Origin of the sequence: Mycolicibacter sp. MU0083, from assembly GCF_963378075.1 — a bacterium.
GTDB lineage: Bacteria > Actinomycetota > Actinomycetes > Mycobacteriales > Mycobacteriaceae > Mycobacterium > Mycobacterium kokjensenii.
The window spans coordinates 785,677-803,902 of sequence record NZ_OY726394.1 but is presented as its reverse complement, the minus strand read 5'-3'; the positions used below and the strand labels follow the sequence as shown (position 1 = coordinate 803,902).

21 protein-coding genes are annotated in these 18,226 nt (G+C 69.9%); 8 read left to right on the top strand and 13 right to left on the bottom strand.

The annotated features are described in order from the left end of the window. Nucleotides 1-67 precede the first annotated feature (67 nt). Nucleotides 68-793: a response regulator transcription factor gene (locus tag RCP38_RS03840; protein WP_373692431.1), complete on the top strand. Its 726-nt coding sequence runs from the start codon at nucleotides 68-70 to the stop codon at nucleotides 791-793. An 18-nt stretch (nucleotides 794-811) separates the two neighbouring features. Then, nucleotides 812-2,146: an ATP-binding protein gene (locus RCP38_RS03835; RefSeq protein ID WP_308477046.1), complete on the top strand. Its 1,335-nt coding sequence runs from the start codon at nucleotides 812-814 to the stop codon at nucleotides 2,144-2,146. A gap of 6 nt (nucleotides 2,147-2,152) precedes the next feature. Here RCP38_RS03835 and arfC read toward each other — a convergent pair whose 3' ends face one another. The 8 genes from arfC to pdxH form a co-directional block, all read right to left on the bottom strand. Further along, nucleotides 2,153-2,866 carry a channel accessory protein ArfC, sunset domain variant gene (arfC, locus tag RCP38_RS03830; RefSeq protein WP_308475690.1) on the bottom strand — a complete coding sequence of 238 codons (714 nt, stop codon included), beginning with the start codon at nucleotides 2,864-2,866 and terminating at the stop codon, nucleotides 2,153-2,155. Further along, nucleotides 2,866-3,018, bottom strand: a complete 153-nt coding sequence (gene arfB, locus RCP38_RS03825; RefSeq protein ID WP_308475689.1) for a channel accessory protein ArfB — start codon at nucleotides 3,016-3,018, stop codon at nucleotides 2,866-2,868. Before arfB ends, arfC begins: the two co-directional genes overlap by 1 nt. A gap of 12 nt (nucleotides 3,019-3,030) precedes the next feature. Further along, the gene (arfA, locus tag RCP38_RS03820) at nucleotides 3,031-4,101 is read right to left on the bottom strand and encodes a channel-forming protein ArfA/OmpATb (RefSeq protein ID WP_465270696.1); all 1,071 of its coding nucleotides are present in this window, start codon (nucleotides 4,099-4,101) and stop codon (nucleotides 3,031-3,033) included. Between the two features lie 113 nt (nucleotides 4,102-4,214). After that, nucleotides 4,215-4,676, bottom strand: coding sequence for a channel-forming protein ArfA/OmpATb (gene arfA, locus RCP38_RS03815; protein ID WP_308475687.1), 462 nt, complete (start codon nucleotides 4,674-4,676; stop codon nucleotides 4,215-4,217). Further along, on the bottom strand, nucleotides 4,677-5,045 hold the full coding sequence (locus RCP38_RS03810) for an FKBP-type peptidyl-prolyl cis-trans isomerase (protein WP_308475686.1): 369 nt from the start codon (nucleotides 5,043-5,045) through the stop codon (nucleotides 4,677-4,679). 5 nt (nucleotides 5,046-5,050) lie between these two features. Continuing rightward, a complete protein-coding gene (locus RCP38_RS03805; RefSeq protein ID WP_308475685.1) occupies nucleotides 5,051-6,346 on the bottom strand; it encodes a citrate synthase in 1,296 nt (431 codons plus the stop codon). 102 nt (nucleotides 6,347-6,448) lie between these two features. Further along, nucleotides 6,449-7,738 carry an MFS transporter gene (locus tag RCP38_RS03800; RefSeq protein ID WP_308475684.1) on the bottom strand — a complete coding sequence of 430 codons (1,290 nt, stop codon included), beginning with the start codon at nucleotides 7,736-7,738 and terminating at the stop codon, nucleotides 6,449-6,451. A gap of 16 nt (nucleotides 7,739-7,754) precedes the next feature. Next, entirely contained in the window at nucleotides 7,755-8,414 is a 660-nt protein-coding gene (pdxH, locus tag RCP38_RS03795) for a pyridoxamine 5'-phosphate oxidase (protein ID WP_308475683.1), read from the bottom strand. 85 nt (nucleotides 8,415-8,499) lie between these two features. On the opposite strand from pdxH, the gene RCP38_RS03790 reads away from it, so the two are divergent. Further along, on the top strand, nucleotides 8,500-9,615 hold the full coding sequence (locus tag RCP38_RS03790; protein WP_308475682.1) for a citrate synthase 2: 1,116 nt from the start codon (nucleotides 8,500-8,502) through the stop codon (nucleotides 9,613-9,615). Between the two features lie 66 nt (nucleotides 9,616-9,681). On the opposite strand, the gene RCP38_RS03785 is transcribed toward RCP38_RS03790, so the two are convergent. Both RCP38_RS03785 and RCP38_RS03780 read right to left on the bottom strand, forming a co-directional pair. Then, on the bottom strand, nucleotides 9,682-11,382 hold the full coding sequence (locus RCP38_RS03785) for an FAD-dependent oxidoreductase (RefSeq protein ID WP_308475681.1): 1,701 nt from the start codon (nucleotides 11,380-11,382) through the stop codon (nucleotides 9,682-9,684). A gap of 10 nt (nucleotides 11,383-11,392) precedes the next feature. After that, on the bottom strand, nucleotides 11,393-12,427 hold the full coding sequence (locus RCP38_RS03780; protein ID WP_308475680.1) for an AurF N-oxygenase family protein: 1,035 nt from the start codon (nucleotides 12,425-12,427) through the stop codon (nucleotides 11,393-11,395). 185 nt (nucleotides 12,428-12,612) lie between these two features. On the opposite strand from RCP38_RS03780, the gene serC reads away from it, so the two are divergent. Beyond that, the gene (gene serC, locus RCP38_RS03775) at nucleotides 12,613-13,731 is read left to right on the top strand and encodes a phosphoserine transaminase (protein WP_308475679.1); all 1,119 of its coding nucleotides are present in this window, start codon (nucleotides 12,613-12,615) and stop codon (nucleotides 13,729-13,731) included. A 125-nt stretch (nucleotides 13,732-13,856) separates the two neighbouring features. Then, a complete protein-coding gene (gene sepH, locus RCP38_RS03770) occupies nucleotides 13,857-14,636 on the top strand; it encodes a septation protein SepH (RefSeq protein WP_308475678.1) in 780 nt (259 codons plus the stop codon). On the opposite strand, the gene RCP38_RS03765 is transcribed toward sepH, so the two are convergent. Further along, complete coding sequence (locus RCP38_RS03765; RefSeq protein ID WP_308475677.1) at nucleotides 14,627-14,902, bottom strand: DUF2537 domain-containing protein; 276 nt, start codon at nucleotides 14,900-14,902, stop codon at nucleotides 14,627-14,629. The two genes, sepH and RCP38_RS03765, sit on opposite strands and share 10 nt — an antisense overlap. Then, entirely contained in the window at nucleotides 14,899-15,732 is an 834-nt protein-coding gene (locus RCP38_RS03760) for a TrmH family RNA methyltransferase (RefSeq protein WP_308475676.1), read from the bottom strand. The genes RCP38_RS03765 and RCP38_RS03760 overlap by 4 nt, the downstream gene beginning before the upstream one ends. 39 nt (nucleotides 15,733-15,771) lie before the next feature. Between RCP38_RS03760 and RCP38_RS03755 the strand changes: the two genes are divergently transcribed. Genes RCP38_RS03755 through RCP38_RS03745 form a run of 3 tightly spaced genes read left to right on the top strand, consistent with a single transcriptional unit; the run spans nucleotide 15,772 to nucleotide 17,139 of the window. Next, on the top strand, nucleotides 15,772-16,023 hold the full coding sequence (locus tag RCP38_RS03755) for a DUF2530 domain-containing protein (protein WP_308475675.1): 252 nt from the start codon (nucleotides 15,772-15,774) through the stop codon (nucleotides 16,021-16,023). Between the two features lie 31 nt (nucleotides 16,024-16,054). Beyond that, nucleotides 16,055-16,510, top strand: coding sequence for an SRPBCC family protein (locus RCP38_RS03750; protein WP_308475674.1), 456 nt, complete (start codon nucleotides 16,055-16,057; stop codon nucleotides 16,508-16,510). A 47-nt stretch (nucleotides 16,511-16,557) separates the two neighbouring features. After that, the gene (locus RCP38_RS03745) at nucleotides 16,558-17,139 is read left to right on the top strand and encodes a hypothetical protein (RefSeq protein ID WP_308475673.1); all 582 of its coding nucleotides are present in this window, start codon (nucleotides 16,558-16,560) and stop codon (nucleotides 17,137-17,139) included. Here RCP38_RS03745 and RCP38_RS03740 read toward each other — a convergent pair. Beyond that, nucleotides 17,136-18,146, bottom strand: coding sequence for a DUF3027 domain-containing protein (locus RCP38_RS03740; RefSeq protein WP_308475672.1), 1,011 nt, complete (start codon nucleotides 18,144-18,146; stop codon nucleotides 17,136-17,138). The genes RCP38_RS03745 and RCP38_RS03740 overlap by 4 nt on opposite strands. Nucleotides 18,147-18,226 lie beyond the last annotated feature (80 nt).

Below are 18,226 nucleotides of genomic sequence, written 5' to 3'. Positions count from 1 at the left end.
CGCGGCGGCGAGATAGAACGCGGCGACCCGCGGCGCATCCCGCGCTTGGCGCGGGCGTTGCGGCAAAATGGCGCCCATGGACACCCCCTCCAACGGCGCCGCTGCCGCCTCGCCCAAGGTATTGGTCGTCGACGACGACTCCGACGTGCTCGCCTCGCTGGAACGCGGGCTGCGACTCTCCGGATTCGAGGTCACCACCGCCGCCGACGGCGCCGAGGCACTGCGCAGCGCCAAGGAGACCCGCCCCGACGCCATCGTGCTCGACATCAACATGCCGGTGCTGGACGGCGTGAGCGTGGTGACCGCGCTGCGGGCCATGGGTGATGACGTGCCGGTCTGTGTGCTGTCGGCCCGCAGTTCGGTCGACGACCGGGTCGCCGGGCTGGAGGCCGGCGCCGACGACTATCTGGTCAAGCCGTTCGTGCTGGCCGAGCTGGTGGCCCGGGTGCGGGCGATGCTGCGGCGCCGCGGTTCGGCGGCCAGTTCCTCATCGGAGACCATCACGGTGGGCCCGCTGGAGGTCGACATCCCCGGCCGCCGCGCCCGGGTCAAGGGCGTCGACGTGGACCTGACCAAGCGGGAGTTCGACCTGTTGGCCGTGCTCGCCGAGCACAAGACCGCGGTGCTGTCGCGCGCCCAGCTCCTCGAGCTGGTCTGGGGCTACGACTTCGCCGCCGACACCAATGTCGTCGATGTGTTCATCGGCTATCTGCGGCGCAAGTTGGAGGCCGGCGGCGCGCCCCGGCTGCTGCATACCGTGCGCGGTGTCGGCTTCGTACTGCGAACCCAGTAGGGGCGATCGATGAACGTCATGAAGCTGCTGCGCCGGATCTTCGCGCGGACCCCGTCGCTGCGGACCCGGGTGGTGCTGGCGACCGCGATCGGCACCGCGATCGTGACGGTCATCATCGGGGTGTTCGTGTGGGTCGGTATCACCAACGACCGCAAGTACTGGTTGGACCGCCGGCTCGACGAGGCGGCCGGGCTGACCGTCCCGCTGGTCGGGCTGGGTGAGCTGCCCCGCTCGGCGGGGACCACCGACGCGGTGATCACGCTGCGCCGGGCCAACGAGGTGACGTCGAACTCCGCGGTGGTGCTGCCGGAACTGGAACCGGGCTACGCCGACACCGAGATCGACGGCGTGCGCTACCGGGTGCGCACCGTCGCCATCCCCGGTCCGGGGCCGCGGTCACTGGCGGTGGGCGCCACCTACGACGCCACCATCGCCGACACCAACAACCTGCACCGCCGGGTGCTGCTGCTGTGTACGTTCGCGATCGGCGCCGCCGCCGTGTTGGGCTGGCTGCTGGCCTCCTTCGCGGTCCGGCCGCTGCGACGGCTGGCGCAGCAGGCCCGGTCGATCGACGCCGGCGACGAGCGTCCCGACATCGAGGTCCGCGGCGCCAGCGAGGCGGTGGAGATCGCCGAGGCCATGCGCGGGATGCTGCAGCGGATCTGGACCGAGCAGGACCGGACCAAAGAGGCGCTGGCCTCGGCCCGGGACTTCGCCGCGGTCTCCTCGCACGAGCTGCGCACGCCGCTGACCGCGATGCGCACCAACCTCGAGGTGCTGACCACGCTGGACCTGCCCGACGATCAGCGCAAGGAAGTGCTGCACGACGTGGTGCGCACCCAGACCCGGATCGAGGCGACCCTGTCCGCGCTGGAACGGCTGGCGCAGGGCGAGCTGTCCACCTCCGACGACCATGTACCCGTCGACATCACCGATCTGCTGGACCGGGCGGCGCACGACGCGATGCGGGTCTTCCCCGACCTGCATGTCTCGCTGGTGCCGTCGCCGACGTGCATCATCGTCGGGCTGCCGGCGGGTCTGCGACTGGCGGTGGACAACGCGATCGCCAACGCCGTCAAACACGGCGGCGCGACCCAGGTGCAGTTGTCCGCGGTCACCTCCCGCGACGGTGTGGAGATCGCGATCGACGACAACGGCGGTGGACTGCCCGAAGAGGAACGCCGGGTCGTCTTCGAACGGTTCTCCCGGGGGTCGACGGCGTCGCACTCGGGATCCGGCCTCGGTCTGGCACTGGTGGCGCAGCAGGCCGAACTGCACGGCGGTACCGCATCGTTGGAGGACAGCCCGCTGGGCGGGGTGCGCCTGGTGCTGCGGTTGCCGCCGCCGCGCTGACCGTCGTCAGTTCTTTTTCTTCTTCCGCCGGCTGTCCCAGCGTTCGAAGCCGGCCGCGGCGGCGGTCGCCTCGTCTTTGAACCACACCTCGGCGATGGTCGCGTCGTAGGCCGGGCTCGCCGGGCCGTGGTAGAGCATCGAGTCCTCGTTGCCCTTGACGGTCCAACCGGCCGGACCGCTGCCACCTGGGCCGGCCTTGGTGGATCCGGGACCGTAGGGGCCGGGCGGCACCTCTTCGACGTCGGCGAACAGCTTGGCGGCCCCGCCGCTCTTGGCCCGGCCCTTGTCCCAGCGGGTGAACCCGGCGGCCTCGGCGGCCTGCTCCTCGCGGAACCACACCTCGGCGATCGTCTGCCCGTACCAGGGGCTGTCGGTGGTGTGGTAAAGCATCGAGTCCTCGTTGCCCTTGATGGTCCAACCGGCCGGACCGCTGCCGCCGGCCCCGGCGCGCGCCGAGCCCGCACCGTAGGGGGCTCCCCCGGCGGCGATCTCGGTGGTCTCGGCATCTGAGGGCACGGTGCCGCCCGCCGGTTTCGCCGCGGCACCGGCAGTCGCGGCCGGCGTAGCGGGCTTCGGGGCACTCACCGCGGCAGCGGCGACCGCACCCGCCGCGGCCGAGACCGGCACTTCACGCCGCACCCGCCGAATGGTGAATGCGAATGTCAGAAACAATCCCAGGAGAAAGGACAGACCCATCAGCCAACAATTGACGTCACGCATCAGCGGGCTCCGATCTCACGCGAATCGGGAAGAGCCGCAACGGCTTCTTCGCGGCTGGTTCGGCGAATTGAGACAATGGTGAGCAGCCAGGCGACCGCCGATCCCACCGCGAATGCCAGCAGATACCACAGCCACTGAACGACGAAATCCATTGCAGATTCTCCTTAGCTAACGGTGATCGCGACGCGACGGTTCTGGGCGCGGCCGTCCGGTGTCGCGTTGCTGGCGACCGGGTCGGCCGAACCGAAGCCCTTGGACGTGACACTGTCGGCCGGGACGCCCTGCGACACCAGGAAATCGGCGACCGACTTGGCTCGGCTGGCGCTGAGCGGCACGTTGATGCGGTCGTTGCCGGTGCTGTCGGTGTAGCCGCTGACCGCCACCCGGGCACTGCTGCAGCCCTTCAGCTTCTCCGCCACCCGGCTCAGCTCCCGTTGGGTGCCCGCGGACAGCGTGTAACCGTTGGTGACGAAGGTGACCGGCGAACTCATCGCCGCGGTGATGGCGTCCTGCAGGTTCGCGCAGTCACCGGTTGCCTTCGGGGCCGGCGCGGCACTCGAAGACGTCTCGGTCGGGGCACTGGTCGGGGCGGGCGACGCGCTGGTCGGGGCGCTGGTCGGGGCGCTGGTCGCGGTCGGGGCCGGTTCCGCCGCGGTCGCCACCACGATCTCGTTGGACAGGGTGAGTTTGGGCCAGGCCAGCTTCGCGGCGGCCTCGACGGCGGACCTGACCGCGTCCGACGCCGCGGTTCCGATCAGGGTGACGGTGTCACCGAGGATCTTGAACTTGAAGTCCGGCATGGCGACCGCGGCTTTGAAGACCGATGCCAGACCGGACAACTCCGGTGCGGTGACGCCGGCCTTGATGTTGAGGTTGTCGACCAGTTGCACGCCGCCGCCGAACACCCCCTTGAGCATGTCCAGCAGTCCGGTCCTGGTGGCGATGTCGGGCAGGTCCCCGTTGAGGGTGATGACGTTGCCGTTCCGCAGGATCGACAGCGGGGCGAAGCCCAGACCCGGCAAACCCGCATCCGGCACCGCCAGGGACGGCACGGAGACACTCGGGGCCTCGGCGTTGATATCGGGTGTGACGCGATCACCCATTCCCTGGCCGATAAGCGCGAGCAATAGCGGTATCACGCCCAGCGCCAATAGCCAGCCCAAACCCGGGGGTCGGCGGTAATACCGTGTCGCTTTTCGCCAGCCAGTCACAGTTCGCTTTTCTGAGCCTGGCATGGATCCTCCTCGACAACCGAAAATCACCCGCGTTTTCCCAAGACATCGCGAGTGTATGAGTTTCGGTGGGCGATTCGAGGTGAATAGTCGTTTTTGGTGGACTGTTCCCCGCGCTAGGAGCCGACGACGAACTCGTCGACGATGCGGGCCCGCGGCCAGGCGTCCTCGCCCGCCGCCACCACGATCGCCGCCTCATCCGGCTTCGTCACGGTGCCGCCCAGCGTCACGACGTCGTCGCCGGCATGCAGGGTGAAATCGGCGATTCCGGCGGCCGCTTCGAAAACCGGTGCCGCCGCCGTGAAGTCGGGGGCGCTCGCCATCAGGGACACCCCGACGGTGTCGACGACGGTGATGTCCTCGCTCGAGGTGATCACCGCATCCAGCAGGGCGCGCCTGGCCGCCGGATCGGCTACCTCACCGGCCAGCACGATCTCGGTGCCGTGCCGGACGACCGATACCGGCACGGGCGTCGCCGCCGCGGGCTCGGGGCCGGTCGGAGCCGGCCGCTCGGGCATCCCGCAGCCGGCCGCACCGAGCAGCACGGCCAGCGCCGCCCCGATCAGCCGGGCTCGCACTCAGCGGGTGCCGAGCAGATCGATCACGAAGACCAGGGTCTTGCCGGCCAGCGGATGCCCGGTTCCGGCGGGCCCGTAGGCCAGTTCCGGCGGGATCACCAGCTGGCGCCGGCCGCCGACCTTCATCCCCGGAATGCCGTCCTGCCAGCCCGCGATGAGACCGTCCAGCGGGAACTCCAGGGATTCGCCCCGGTTCCACGAACTGTCGAACTCGGCTCCACTGTCGTAGTCGACGCCCAGGTAGTGCACGTTGACGACCGCGCCGGGGGCGGCCTCGGGGCCCTCGCCGACGACGATGTCCTCGATGACCAGTTCGGCGGGTGCCGGGCCGGTCGGCACGGTGAGCTGCGGTTTACCCGGGTTCGTCACGTCGCTTACCGCCCGTCGATGCCGAGGTAGTCGCGCTCGGTGGCGCCGGTGTAGATCTGCCGCGGCCGGCCGATCTTGGAGTCGCCCTCGTCGTGCATCTCCCGCCAGTGCGCGATCCAGCCGGGCAGGCGACCCAACGCGAACAACACGGTGAACATCTGCGCCGGGAAACCGATCGCCCGGTAGATCAGGCCGGTGTAGAAGTCGACGTTCGGGTAGAGCTTGCGCTCGATGAAGTAGTCATCGGTCAGCGCGGCCTCTTCCAGCGCCTTGGCGATGTTGAGCAGTTCGTCGTCGCCGCCGAGCTTGCTCAGGATCTTGTCGGCCTGCTCCTTGACGATGCGCGCCCGCGGGTCGTAGTTCTTGTAGACCCGGTGGCCGAAGCCCATCAGCTTCACGCCGTCCTCGCGGTTCTTCACCTTGCGGACGAAGTCGCCGACGTTGCCGTGCTGGTCGCGGATCTCTTCGAGCATCTCCAGCACCGCCTGGTTGGCGCCGCCGTGCAGCGGGCCCCACAGCGCGTTGATGCCACCGGAGATCGAGGTGAACAGGTTGGCCCGCGAGGACCCGACCAGGCGCACCGTCGACGTCGAGCAGTTCTGCTCGTGGTCGGCGTGCAGGATGAACAGCATGTCCAGGGCGCGAACCACTTCGGGGTCGGCCTCATACGGCTCGGCCGGCAGGCCGAACGTCATCCGCAGGAAGTTCTCCACCAGGCTCTGCGAGTTGTCCGGGTAAAGGAACGGCTGACCGGCGGACTTCTTGTACGCGTAGGCGGCGATGGTGGGCAGCTTGCCCAACAGCCGGATGGTGGCCAGTTCGACCTGGTTGTTGTCCGACGGGTCCAGCGAGTCCGGGTAGTAGGCGCTCAGCGCGTTGACCACGCTGGACAGCACCGGCATCGGGTGGGCGTTGCGGGGGAAGCCGTCGAAGAACCGCTTCAGGTCCTCGTGCAGCATGGTGTGCCGCTGGATCCGGTCGGTGAACGCCGCCAGCTGCTCGGCGGTGGGCAGCTCGCCGTAGATCAGCAGGTAGCTGACCTCGATGAAGGTCGACTTCTCGGCCAGCTGCTCGATCGGGTAGCCGCGGTAGCGCAGGATCCCGGCGTCACCGTCGATGTAGGTGATGGCGCTCTTGACCGGCGAGGTGTTGGCGTAGCCGTTGTCGAACGTGGTGTAGCCGGTCTTGGCCAGCAGCGACCCGATGGCCAGGGCGTCGGAACCCTCGGTGGCCTTGATGATCGGCAGTTCCAGCTCGCCGCCCGGATACTTCAGAGTGGCGGAGTCGTCGGTTGCGGCCACAAGGAACCCCTTTGCGCTATTCGGCTGACCAGATTGGGCGTGTATCAAGAAAAGGTAGTCGGTTCCGGGCCGGAGCGCCCGCCCGGGGCCGGGTATCTCATGTCAGCCGGCCGACGGCGGAGGCCGCCGCACGTCGCCTGGCCTGCGGTAGCGCAGGAACGCGGGGGCGGCCAGCGCGGCCAACACCACGCCCACCACCACCAGTACCCCGCCGCCGGCCGCTGCGGCGGCCGTCCCCACCGCCGCCCCGGCGGCACCGTGCACGGCATCGGCGAAGCGGGGACCACCGGCGACGATCACGGTGAACACCCCCTGCAACCGCCCCCGGATCTCGTCGGAGGCGGCCTCCTGCAGGATCGTCGACCGGTACGCCGCCGACACCATGTCCGCGGCACCGCCGACCGCGAGGAACGCCAGTGCTATCCAGAGCGCCCGACCCGCGTGCCCACCGCCGTGCCCGACCGCAACCCCGAAGCCGATCATCGCCGCGCCCCAGACCACGATCGCGATCACGATGGCCAGGCCCTGACGGGTGATCCGCGGCAACCAGCCCGAGAACACCCCGCCGAGCACCGCACCGGCCGACATCGCCGCGGCCAGCAGGGCCATCGTGGTGCCGCCCTCGACCGGTCCGCCGAAGTCCGCGGTGGCGATCTGCGGGAACAGCGCCCGCGGCATGCCCAGGACCATCGCGATCAGGTCGACCACGAACGACATCAGCACCACGGTGTTGCCGGCCAGATGGCGGAACCCGTCCAGTACCGCCCGCACCCCGAAGTCGGAGGGCCCGGCCGTCGCCGTCGGCGGCATCGGGGCCAGCCGGAACGTCGCCCAGATCGGGAAGACACAGGTCACCGCGTCGATCAGGTACAGCGTGGACAGGTCCACCCAACCGAGCAGCAACCCGGCCAGCAACGGGCCGACGATCGCCCCGAACTGCATCACGGTCATGTTCAGCGCGTTGGCGGCCGGCAGGTCGCCGCCGGCCACCAGTCGCGGGATCGCCGCGGATCGGGTCGGGGCGTTGACCGCGTAGAAGCCCTGCTGGACGCCGAGCAGAACGAGCACCACCCAGACGTTGTCCACGGCCGTCGCGGCCTGGATCCACAGCAGCACCGACGCCGCCGCGAGCCCGCAGGAGGCGATGATCAGCAGCTTGCGGCGGTCCATGGCGTCGGCCCAGGCGCCGCCGAGCAGGCCGAAGACCACCAGCGGCACCAGCGCGAACAGGCCGGACAATCCCACGTAGGCCGAGCTGCGGGTCAGCGCGTAGATCTGCACCGGGACGGCGAAAATCGTGAGGTTCGCCCCGATCACGGTCGGGATCCCGGCCACCCACAACCGCCGGAAATCGGGGCTGCGCAGCGGCGTGGTGTCGGCGAAGATCCTCACCGACGCGCTACCGGGTTCACGGCTGGATCCGCTCGACCCGTCCGTCGATCACCCGAATCCGGTTGTGCAGCCGGCCCTCCCGGCCCTGCCAGAACTCCACCACTTCCGGCGCTATCCGGTAGCCGCGCCAGTTCACCGGCGCCGGGATCGGGTCGGTCCCGGCCAGCCGCGCGGTCACCTCGTCGAGCCGTGCCAGCAGCGCCGCCCGCGAGGCGATCGGCTCCGACTGCGCCGATGCGCAGAAACCCAGTTGGGACTGCCGCGGCCGGTGCGCCCAGTATTCGGCGCTGACCGACTCGTCGAGCAGGGTCACCGGCCCGCGGATATGGACTTGGCGCCCCAGCCCGTACCAGGGAAACGTGGCCGACGCGTACGGGGTCGCGGCCAGTTGGGCGCCCTTGGCGGAGCCGGAGTCGGTGAAGAACGTCACACCGTGCTCATCGAGGTTCTTGCACAGCACCGAGCGGGTGACCGGCAGGCCGGCTTCCACGGTCGCGAGCACCATCGCGTTGGGTTCGGCCAGACCGGCGCGCTCGGCATCGCCGATCCAGTTGCGCAGCAATGCCTCCCAGCCCACGTCGAGCCAGTCCGCGTCGAGATCGCCGCTGTCGTCCTTCTCGCGGTATTCCATGCGCATCGCCGCCAGCTGCTCGTTGTCGGGGTCCGTCCTGTGCACCGCCCAACGCTACGCCCCGGCGCACGTCAGGCTTTATTACCAGCCGGTAGGAACGGTTGCGCACCGAAGTGAAAGAATCGGGGGCATGACCACTGCAGTCCCGGAGAACTTCGTCGCCGGCTTGGAAGGAACGGTGGCCTTCACCACCGAGATCGCAGAACCCGACAAAGACGGTGGCGCCCTGCGCTACCGCGGTGTCGACATCGAGGACCTGGCCGGCAAGGTCAGCTTCGGCGATGTGTTCGCGCTGCTGGTCGACGGCGATTTCAGCCGCCCGTTGCCGCCCGCCGAACCGCTCGAGCTGCCGATTCGCACCGGCGACGTCCGAGTGGACGCCCAGGCCGGGGTGGCGATGCTGGCACCGCGGTGGGGCTTCGAACCGCTGCTGGACACCGACGACGCCACCGCTCGCGACCAGCTGGCTCGCGCCGCGGTGACGGTGTTGTCCTTCGTCGCGCAGTCGGCGCGCGGCGAGGCGCCGGCGGTGCCGCAGGCCACCATCGACGGCTGCGCCACCATCACCGAGCGGTTCATGACCCGGTGGCGCGGCGAGCCCGACCCGCGGCACGTGGAGGCGATCGACGCCTACTGGGTGTCGGCGGCCGAGCACGGCATGAACGCCTCCACCTTCACCGCCCGGGTGATCGCCTCCACCGGCGCCGACGTCGGTGCCGCGTTGTCGGGTGCGATCGGCGCGATGAGCGGCCCGCTGCACGGCGGCGCCCCGGCCCGGGTGATCCCGATGATCGCCGAGGCGGAGCGCACCGGTGACGCCCGCGCCGTGGTCAAGGGCATCCTGGACCGCAAGGAGAAGCTGATGGGCTTCGGGCACCGGGTGTACCGGGCCGAGGACCCCCGCGCCCGGGTGTTGCGGGCGACCGCCAAGCGGTTGTCGGCGCCGCGTTTCGAGGTGGCCGCCGAGCTGGAGCAGGCGGCGTTGACCGAGCTGCGCGAGCGCCGGCCGGACCGTGCCATCGAGACCAATGTGGAGTTCTGGGCGGCGGTGATCCTGGACTTCGCCGAGGTTCCCCCGGCGATGATGCCGGCGATGTTCACCTGCGGCCGTACCGCGGGCTGGTGCGCCCACATCATGGAGCAGAAGCGGCTGGGCAAGCTGGTGCGCCCGTCGGCGATCTACGTCGGGCCGGGGCCGCGCAGCGCGGAGTCGGTGGCCGGCTGGGACCGGGTCGGCAAGGGCTGATCCGGCCGGCCCGTTCACCGGGCCTACCCGGTCACCCGGCTGCCCGTTCGCAGCCGGGTTCGCCGGTCAGCGGCGCCGCAGCGCGCCCAACAGGTTCTGCAGCAGCGGCACGTCGGAGTGGTCGGTGACCACGTCGAGCATGTCGGGCACCCGGGTGAACTTCACCCGGGGCCGGCCCTGTGCCGCACCGGCGGCGATCTCGGCCTCGTTGATGGCCTTCCACCCCGCGGCGTCGATGACATCGGGCTGATGCGCGTGCACCATCCGGGCCGCCGAGCGGGGACCGCCGACCGGCTCGGCCAGCAGGCCCGCGTTGTAGTCGGCGGCCAGCGTCTGGATCGTCTTGAGCGAGTCGGACTTGTTCGAGCCGATGAAGCCGTTGGTGCCGCGCTTGATCCAACCCGACACGTAGGCCCCCGCTACCCGTTGGCCGGTCGCCGGGTCGATGACCCGCCCGCCGTCGTTGGGCACGATCCCGGCGGCGTCGTCGAACGGCAGGTCCGCGATGGGCGTGCCGTGGTAGCCGATCGAGGTCAGCACCAGGCCGGCCTCGATCCGCCGCGGCTGATCACTACCGGTGACGGTGAATTCGACTGCGGTGCAACGCCCGTCGCCGCTGATGCGTTCCGGGGTCAAGCCGTAGGCGAATCGGATCCGGGGCCGGGTGATCGGCGCCGAGGCGTCGCCCAGTTTGGCCAGTATCTCCAGCTTCTGCCGGGTCAGGTGGTCGCCGTCGGCGGGCAGTGCCGCCAGGTCGCTGCGCACCCGCGCATGGTCTTCGGTGTCGAGCACCACCTCGGCGACCTGCGTCAACCCGACCAGTTCGGGCAGGGTGAACGCCGATGCCGCGGGGCCGCGACGGGCCACGATCACCACTTCTTGGACGCCGGAATCACGCAGTGCCGCAAGCGCGTAGTCGGCGATATCGGTGTCGGCCAGCCGGTCCGGATCCGAGGTCAGGATGCGCGCCACGTCGAGGGCGACGTTGCCGTTGCCGACGATCACGACGCGCTGATGGCTCAGATCGACCGGCAGGTCGGCGAATTCGGGATGCCCGTTGTACCAGCCGACGACCTCGGTCGCGGTGCCGGTTCCGGGCAGGCCCATCCCGTCGATCTCCAACCGGCGGTCGTGCATCGCGCCGGAGGCGTACAGGACGGCGTGGTGGTACTGCAACAGATCGGCATGGCGGAGGTGCTTGCCGACCTCGACATTGAGGAAGAACTGGAATCCGCGGCGGCGGGAGATCTCGTCGAAGAGCCGGGTGGCCAGTTTGGTGCGCTGGTGATCCGGCGCTACCCCGGCTCGCACCAAACCGTAAGGCGTGGGCAGCTTTTCGAACATGTTGACCAGCACCCCGGGCTGGGTCAGCAGCTCGTCGGCGGCGTACATGGCGGCCGGCCCGGAGCCGACGATCGCGACCGTCAGCGGATACCGGCCACGCTGGGGGACCTCCGCGGCGGGCAGGATGGGGGCCAGCTTGGAGGTCGGCGGCAGCTTCACCCCCGCCGGCCGCTCCGGGTAGAACGCCCGGTTGATCTCGACGAACGGCAACTGCTCGGCCGCCACCTTGGTGTGCGGAACGATCGCGTCGACCGGGCAGGCCCGCACACAGGCTCCGCAGTCCACGCAGGCGTCCGGGTCGATGTAGAGCATCTCCGAGGTGGCGAAGCCCGGCTCGTCCGGCGTCGGGTGAATGCAGTTGACCGGACAGGCGAAGACGCAGGACGCGTCGTTACAACACGCCTGGGTGATTACGTGTGGCATCGAGAGCCCGTCAGGCCGCCGCGACCGGCGCGAGGTGCGCGCGCTGCGGTTGGCTGCGGAACCTCGACGGGGCACCGTGAATCCGGCAGGCCCGCCACACCAGCTTGGCGACCGGGTTCATCAGACCGGTGTCGTGGCAGAGCATCCGGACGTCGCCGAACATGTCCTGCAGCATCTGCCGCGCCTCGATCGAGTCGAAGAAGATCTCCTTGCGGACGTGGCGCGGGATGTTGAACTCACGCCAGAACGCCTTGGGCGGCACCACGATCGCCGAGCACAGGATCCGCATCACGATCGGCACGTAGATCGACAGCCAGAAGCGCTTGCGCCGGGACAGGCTCGGGATGCGCTTGTGCAGGTATTCGTGCGCGAACGAGATGTGCCGCGCCTCTTCGGCCACGTGGATGGCCATCACCCGTTCCATGATCGGGTGCAGGCTCTTGCCTTCGCGCAGGATGCTCTTCTGGATGTGGTCGATGGGCTCCTCGCCGGCCAGGATCCCGAACCAGAACGGGATCGGCGCGGGACCGGCGACCAGCGGGATCAACGGCTGGATCCACTTGAGCAGTCGCGGCATGCCGGGAACGTCGGCGCCGATGTGGTTCACCATCTCCTGGAACATCATGGTGTGGTTGCACTCTTCGACCGCTTCGTGCAGGCAGTAGCGGTACTCCGGGGAGCCGTTGGGCACCCAGAACGCGTATTCCATCAGACCGCGGATCAGGATCGACTCGAAGTGCAGACCCACCTTGGCGACGTTGGCCTGCCGCCACATGCCGATCTTGATCTGGACGTCCTCGGGCTGGGACTGGTACCACGGGTGCCGGCCGATCGGGTCGGTGGCGGTCAGCACCCAGCGCGGGTCGTTGTCGAAGACCTCGAACTCGGGGCTGTCCCACGCGATGTCGGTGTAGGGATTGAAGTTCCGCCGCACCGACCCCTGCGACAAGGTGTTGAGCATCTCGACGTACGCGGCGTCGTCGGCGACCTCCATGTTGGCCCGCCACCGCCGCACCATCCGGGTTCGCGCTGTCTTCAGGGCCATCAGAACACCTCCACGAGACGTTTACATTTACGGGCGATATGTACAACGGTACCGCAGGTATCGACTACCCGTCCATATCCCGGTTCAACACTGTGGGCTCGACGGGCGTCAAGCGCGATCGGTGATATGGATCACAATAAACCTACCGTTCGGGCCGGCGCCAACGGCTGTCTACGCTAGAGCCCATGGCTGAGCAGCTCACTATTCCGGACAACATCAAGCCCGCCGACGGACGGTTCGGCTGCGGCCCGTCGAAGGTCCGGCCCGAGCAGTTGAACGCGCTGGTCACCACCGCGGCACCGCTGTTCGGCACCTCGCACCGGCAGGCGCCGGTCAAGGATCTGGTCGGCCGCGTCCGGTCCGGACTGCGCGAGCTGTTCTCGGTGCCCGACGACTACGAAGTGGTGCTGGGCAACGGCGGGTCCACCGCGTTCTGGGATGCCGCGGCGTTCGGCCTGGTCGACAAGCGTTCGCTGCACCTGACCTACGGGGAGTTCAGCGCCAAGTTCGCCTCGGCGGTGGCCAAGAACCCCTTCGTCGGCGACCCGATCATCATCAAGGCCGACGCGGGCAGCGCTCCCGAGCCGCAGTCCGACCCGTCGGTCGACGTCATCGCCTGGGCGCACAACGAGACCTCGACCGGGGTCGCGGTGCCGGTGCGTCGGCCCAGCGGTTCCGGTGACGCGCTCGTCGTCATCGACGCGACCTCCGGCGCCGGCGGGCTGCCGGTCGACATCACCGAGGTCGACGCCTACTACTTCGCTCCGCAGAAGAACTTCGCCTCCGACGGCGGTCTGTGGCTGTCGATCATGAGCCCGGCGGCACTGGCCCGCGTCGAGGCCATCGCGGCCTCCGGGCGCTGGGTGCCGGAGTTCCTGTCCCTGCCGATCGCGGTGGACAACAGCACCAAGAACCAGACCTACAACACCCCGGCGATCGCCACCCTGGCACTGCTGGCCGAGCAGCTGGACTGGATGCTGGGCAACGGCGGCCTGGACTGGGCGGTCAAGCGCACCGCGGACTCGTCGCGACGGCTGTACTCCTGGGCCGAGGAGCGCTCGTTCACCACGCCGTTCGTCGCCGACCCGGCGCTGCGGTCGCAGGTGGTGGGCACCATCGACTTCGTCGACGAGGTGGATGCCGCGGCGGTGGCCAAGGTGCTGCGGGCCAACGGCATCGTCGACACCGAGCCCTACCGCAAGCTGGGCCGCAACCAGCTGCGGGTGGCGATGTTCCCGGCCGTGGAGCCCGACGACGTCAGCGCCCTGACCCAGTGCGTGGACTGGGTCGTCGAGCGGCTCTGAGCGCCGCGCGCAGCACCGATTCCCAGGTCCGTGATCGGATCGTTATAACGCCCGCGTGTCACGGCCTGCGGCGCGTACCGGTGGACTAGAGTCCGCACGTAACCGGGCGTTCGCAAGGAGAAATCATGCGGGAACTGAGGGCTATCGGCCTCGACGTCGACGGCAACCACATCATCTGCGAAAGCGCCGGCGAGGACGACGGACGCACCGAGATGTTCCGGGTGCGCATCGACGATCGGCTGCGCGGCGCGGTGCGCGGTGAAGGCCGCCGGGTCGGGCAGACCAACGCCGACGCGAGCTCCATGCTGCGCCCCAAAGACATCCAGGCACGTATCCGCGCCGGGGCGTCGGTGGAACAGGTGGCCGCGGCCGCCGGTGTGGACGTCGCACGTGTGGAACGCTTCGCCCACCCGGTGCTGCTGGAACGCTCGCGGGCCGCCGAGTTGGCGACCGCCGCCCACCCGGTGCTCTCCGACGGCCCGGCGGTGCCGACGTTGCTCGAGGTGGTCACCAGCGCGCTGGTGGCCCGCGGACTCAGCTCCGACAGCAGCGCCTGGGATGCCTGGCGCAACGACGACGGGCGCTGGACGGTGCAGTTGGCCTGGAAGGCGGGCCGCTCCGACAACGTCGCCCACTTCCGTTTCACCCCGGGCGCGCACGGCGGGACGGTGACCGCCGTCGACGACGCGGCGATGGAACTGATCGACCCGGACTTCGGCCGCCCGCTGCGGCCGGTCGCCGCTGTCCCCGAGTTGGACTTCGATGAGCCGGCCGCGCCCGCGGCACCCGTCGAGGAGGACCAGCCCGCGCAGCCCCGTCCCGGGGCCCGGGCCCGCCGCAGCAAGCCCACGATTCCGGGGTGGGAGGACGTGCTGCTCGGGGTGCGCTCGACCGGTCAGCGCTGAGCGCCGAGCACCACCAGCACCAGCCACGCGACCGCCACCCCGACGCCGAAGCCCAACGCCAGCCACCGCAGCACCGGGGTGCGCCGCCAACCCCACACGGTGGGTGCCAGACCGCCGACGGCCATCAGGTTGAGCGCGACCGCCACCGCCGGGTGCACCCGCACCAGACCGACGCCCAGCACCACGATCGCGGTTGCGGTCACCGCTGCGACGAAGCCCGACACCGTCAAACCCGTTGCCCACGGCGTTCGTTCGCGGGAGGTCATCCGGGCAGCCTAATGCGCTCGTAGAACGCCAGGGCGGCAGCGGTCGCGACGTTGAGCGAGTCGGTCCCCCGCGACATCGGGATGCGTACCCGCATGTCGCTGGCCCGCATCGCCCGCTCGGACAGCCCCGGCCCCTCCGCGCCGACCAGCACCGCCAGCGGTTGGTCACCGACCTCCGTCATCGCGTCCGCAAGCGTCGCGGCGCCCGGATCCGGCGTCATCGCCAGCAGCCGGAACCCCTGCTCGCGCAGCATCGTCAGATCACCCGGCCAGTCCGCCGAACGTGCGAACGGCACCAGCAGCGCGTGCCCCATCGAGACCCGCACCGAGCGCCGGTACAGCGGATCGGCGCAGCCGCTGCCGAACACCACGGCGTCCACCCCCAGCCCGGCACCGTTGCGGAAGATCGAACCCAGGTTCTCGTGGTCGTTGACGCCCTCGAGCACCGCGACGGTCCGGGCGCCGGCCACCAGGTCGGCCACGGTCGGCTCCGGCACCCGGGACGCGGCGGCCAGCACACCCCGGTTGAGGTGAAACCCGACCACCTCGGCCATCACTTCCGGCGACACCCGGTAGTAGGGCACGTCCGGGGCGTCGGGGGCGCTGAGATCCGGTGTCAGCTCCGCAAGCCGGCGGTCGGTGCCCAACAGTGCCCGCGGGGTGAACCGCGACGCCAGCATCCGCTGGACCACCAGCACGCCCTCGGCGATCACCAACCCCTTGCCCGACGGTAGGTCGGGCCGACGGTCGATGCTGTTCAGATCACGGAAGTCGTCCAGCCGGGCGTCGGACGGATCATCGAGATCGACGACGTCGACGAGCCTGGCCACTGCGGAGACTTTACCGGCGAGGCGCTAACGTCAACGGCGATGACCCCCACCCCCGAACCCCCGCCGATGCCGACCGCACTCTTGCGGGTCTGGCCGGTGATCGGCGCCGGGGTCACCGGCTTCTGCTGCGCGACGATCGCCGCCTTCACCGTGCCGGCGCTGGAATCGTGGCGGCCGGTGAGCGTCGCGGGGCTGGGCGTCGGCGTGCTGGGCACCACGATCTTTCTGGTGCAGCGCGGCGCGGCGAGACGCGGCGCGCGCGGCGCCCAAACCGGGCTCGAACACGAATAGAGTTGCACCCGACACTTCGAGGAGGATCGCCATGGCAGCACCGCTGTTGAAAGCAGAGATCGACATCGACGCACCGGTGGCCAAGGTGTGGGCCCTGCTCTCCGATTTCCGCCGGATGCCGGACTGGAGCCCGCAGTGTCGGCTGATGAAGCCGCTGGGCGCGGTGCGGCCCGGTACCCGCACGCTCAACATCAATCGGCGCGGACGGCTGTTCTGGCCCACCAGCTCGGTGATCACCGAGTTCGTTCCCGAACGCAAGCTGGCCTTCCGGGTGGTCGAGAACCGCAGTGTGTGGAGCTACGAGCTGGAGCCGACGGCCACCGGCACCCGGGTCGTCGAGACGCGGCACGCCCCGGACGGCATCACCACCTTCTCGACCGTGGTGACCAAGACCTTCATGGGCGGCGTACCCGAATTCGAAAGTGAGCTGGTCGAGGGCATGAACGCCTCGCTGGCCAAGATCAAGGCCGCCGCCGAGAACAGCTGACACCCCGGGACGACGAACTCGACGCCCCGCAGATCTGGGAGGAACCCATGGAAACCGTGCAATCCGGTCCGCGCCTGGCGGGTGCCGCCGTCGCGTCCGCCGCGCTGCTGGCCGCCGCCCTGACGCCGGTGGCCGTCGCGCCCGAGCGCGGTGCGCACACCCTGGCCACGGTGTCGGCCGAGGTGACGTTGGCCGCCGACGCGGTGACCGACGTCGTCGCCGACCTGCAGGCGCTGATCGCTCCCGATGCGTTCGACTTTGCCGCCCCGGCCGATGCGTTCGACATCCCCGACCTGGCCGATACCCTCGGCTTCCCGGGCATCGCCGAAGCGCTCGATGTCCCCGGCCCGGCGGCCGCGTTCGACATCGTCGGGCTGTTCAACGCCGAGGTGGCCGCCGCCGTCGGATTGTTCGAGCGCTTCATCAGCCTGCCGGGAACACTGTTCAACGACGTCTCGAACTTGGTGACCAGTTTGATCAACCTGGACTTCGGCATGGCGTTCAGCGAGGCCGTCGGCATCCCGATCGATATCGTCAACTACGCGCTGGGGCTGCCCGGCGCGGTGGTCAACACCGTCATCAACATGGTCCTGGTACTCCCGGGCGAGTACCTGTTCAACTTCGGTTAAGCCGTCCCGGGCTCGTCGGATTCGTTCGCCTGCTCCGCGGGGGCGTCGGCGGATTCGTCGACCACCGCGGGTTCTGCCGCGGGTTCGTCGACGACGGACTCGGCCGCCGGGACTTCGGTGACCGCGTCCGGTTCGACGGCGGCGGCGTCATCCGCGGCCGGTTCGACGGCGGCGGCGTCATCCGCGGCCGGTTCGACGACGGCGGCGGCATCATCCGCGGCAGATTCGACGACGGCCTCGGCGACCGGGGTGGCGACGATCTCCAGCACACCGTCGTCGTAGGGCTCGTACGCCGGTGAACCGATAGCGGCCGGTGCCGGGGTGTCGCTGTGCGCGCCGCAGCCGTAACCCATGTCGACCACCCGGCCGTCGGCGGACATCTCGTTGCCGCAGACCCCGAAGAGTGTGCCCAGCCCACCCGCCAACGGCAGGTAGAAGCCACAGTCGCGGCAGACCCGCTTGGTGGCGCGGGCCATCGGCGAATCCGGGCCGAATTCACCGTCGTGCCAGCGCTGCGCCGCTTCGGCGCGTCCCTCCGGGCCGAGCAGCCAGCGTCGGCCCAGGCCGATCTCGCCGGCCACCTCGTCGAGTTGCGGGTCGCCACTCGAGGTGTGGCCGGGAACCAGTCGCGGATCGCCGGCCGGCGGTGCCAGCAGATCACCGGGGCCCAGGTCGCCGGGCCTGATCCGCTGATCCCAGGGCACCCACTCCGGGGCCAGCAGTGCGGTGGGCCCGGGCACCAGCACGACCTCGCTGACGGTCGGGTGCACCGCGCCCGGAGCGGCGGCGACGACGACCGCCCACTGCCAGCCCTGATAACCGGGCAGCACCGCGGCGAAGCGATGCGTCGCGGCGGTGGGGTCCTCGTAGTCGACCCCCAGGTGCTCTCCGACGGTGTCGGCGCCGCTGAACTCCGCGACGGCCGCACGAGCCTGGTCGAGTGCTTCGGCCAGCACCGTGGGCACGGCGATGGTCGCGCTGGCTGATTCTGCGCTGGGTCCGGTCACGCGGGTCCCTTCCGTTCAATGACGCCCCTAATACTGCCGCAGCGCCGCGCGCTCGGCCACATGCAGGCACGATCACGGCC

Coding starts and splice junctions, on each gene's coding strand:
- RCP38_RS03840 (WP_373692431.1), top strand. CDS start 68: ATGGCGCCCATGGACACCCCCTCCAACGGCGCCGCTGCCGCCTCGCCC.
- RCP38_RS03835 (WP_308477046.1), top strand. CDS start 812: ATGAAGCTGCTGCGCCGGATCTTCGCGCGGACCCCGTCGCTGCGGACC.
- arfC (WP_308475690.1), bottom strand. CDS start 2,866: ATGCGTGACGTCAATTGTTGGCTGATGGGTCTGTCCTTTCTCCTGGGA.
- arfB (WP_308475689.1), bottom strand. CDS start 3,018: ATGGATTTCGTCGTTCAGTGGCTGTGGTATCTGCTGGCATTCGCGGTG.
- arfA (WP_465270696.1), bottom strand. CDS start 4,101: ATGCCAGGCTCAGAAAAGCGAACTGTGACTGGCTGGCGAAAAGCGACA.
- RCP38_RS03790 (WP_308475682.1), top strand. CDS start 8,500: ATGACCACTGCAGTCCCGGAGAACTTCGTCGCCGGCTTGGAAGGAACG.
- RCP38_RS03785 (WP_308475681.1), bottom strand. CDS start 11,382: ATGCCACACGTAATCACCCAGGCGTGTTGTAACGACGCGTCCTGCGTC.
- RCP38_RS03780 (WP_308475680.1), bottom strand. CDS start 12,427: ATGGCCCTGAAGACAGCGCGAACCCGGATGGTGCGGCGGTGGCGGGCC.
- serC (WP_308475679.1), top strand. CDS start 12,613: ATGGCTGAGCAGCTCACTATTCCGGACAACATCAAGCCCGCCGACGGA.
- sepH (WP_308475678.1), top strand. CDS start 13,857: ATGCGGGAACTGAGGGCTATCGGCCTCGACGTCGACGGCAACCACATC.
- RCP38_RS03765 (WP_308475677.1), bottom strand. CDS start 14,902: ATGACCTCCCGCGAACGAACGCCGTGGGCAACGGGTTTGACGGTGTCG.
- RCP38_RS03755 (WP_308475675.1), top strand. CDS start 15,772: ATGACCCCCACCCCCGAACCCCCGCCGATGCCGACCGCACTCTTGCGG.
- RCP38_RS03750 (WP_308475674.1), top strand. CDS start 16,055: ATGGCAGCACCGCTGTTGAAAGCAGAGATCGACATCGACGCACCGGTG.
- RCP38_RS03745 (WP_308475673.1), top strand. CDS start 16,558: ATGGAAACCGTGCAATCCGGTCCGCGCCTGGCGGGTGCCGCCGTCGCG.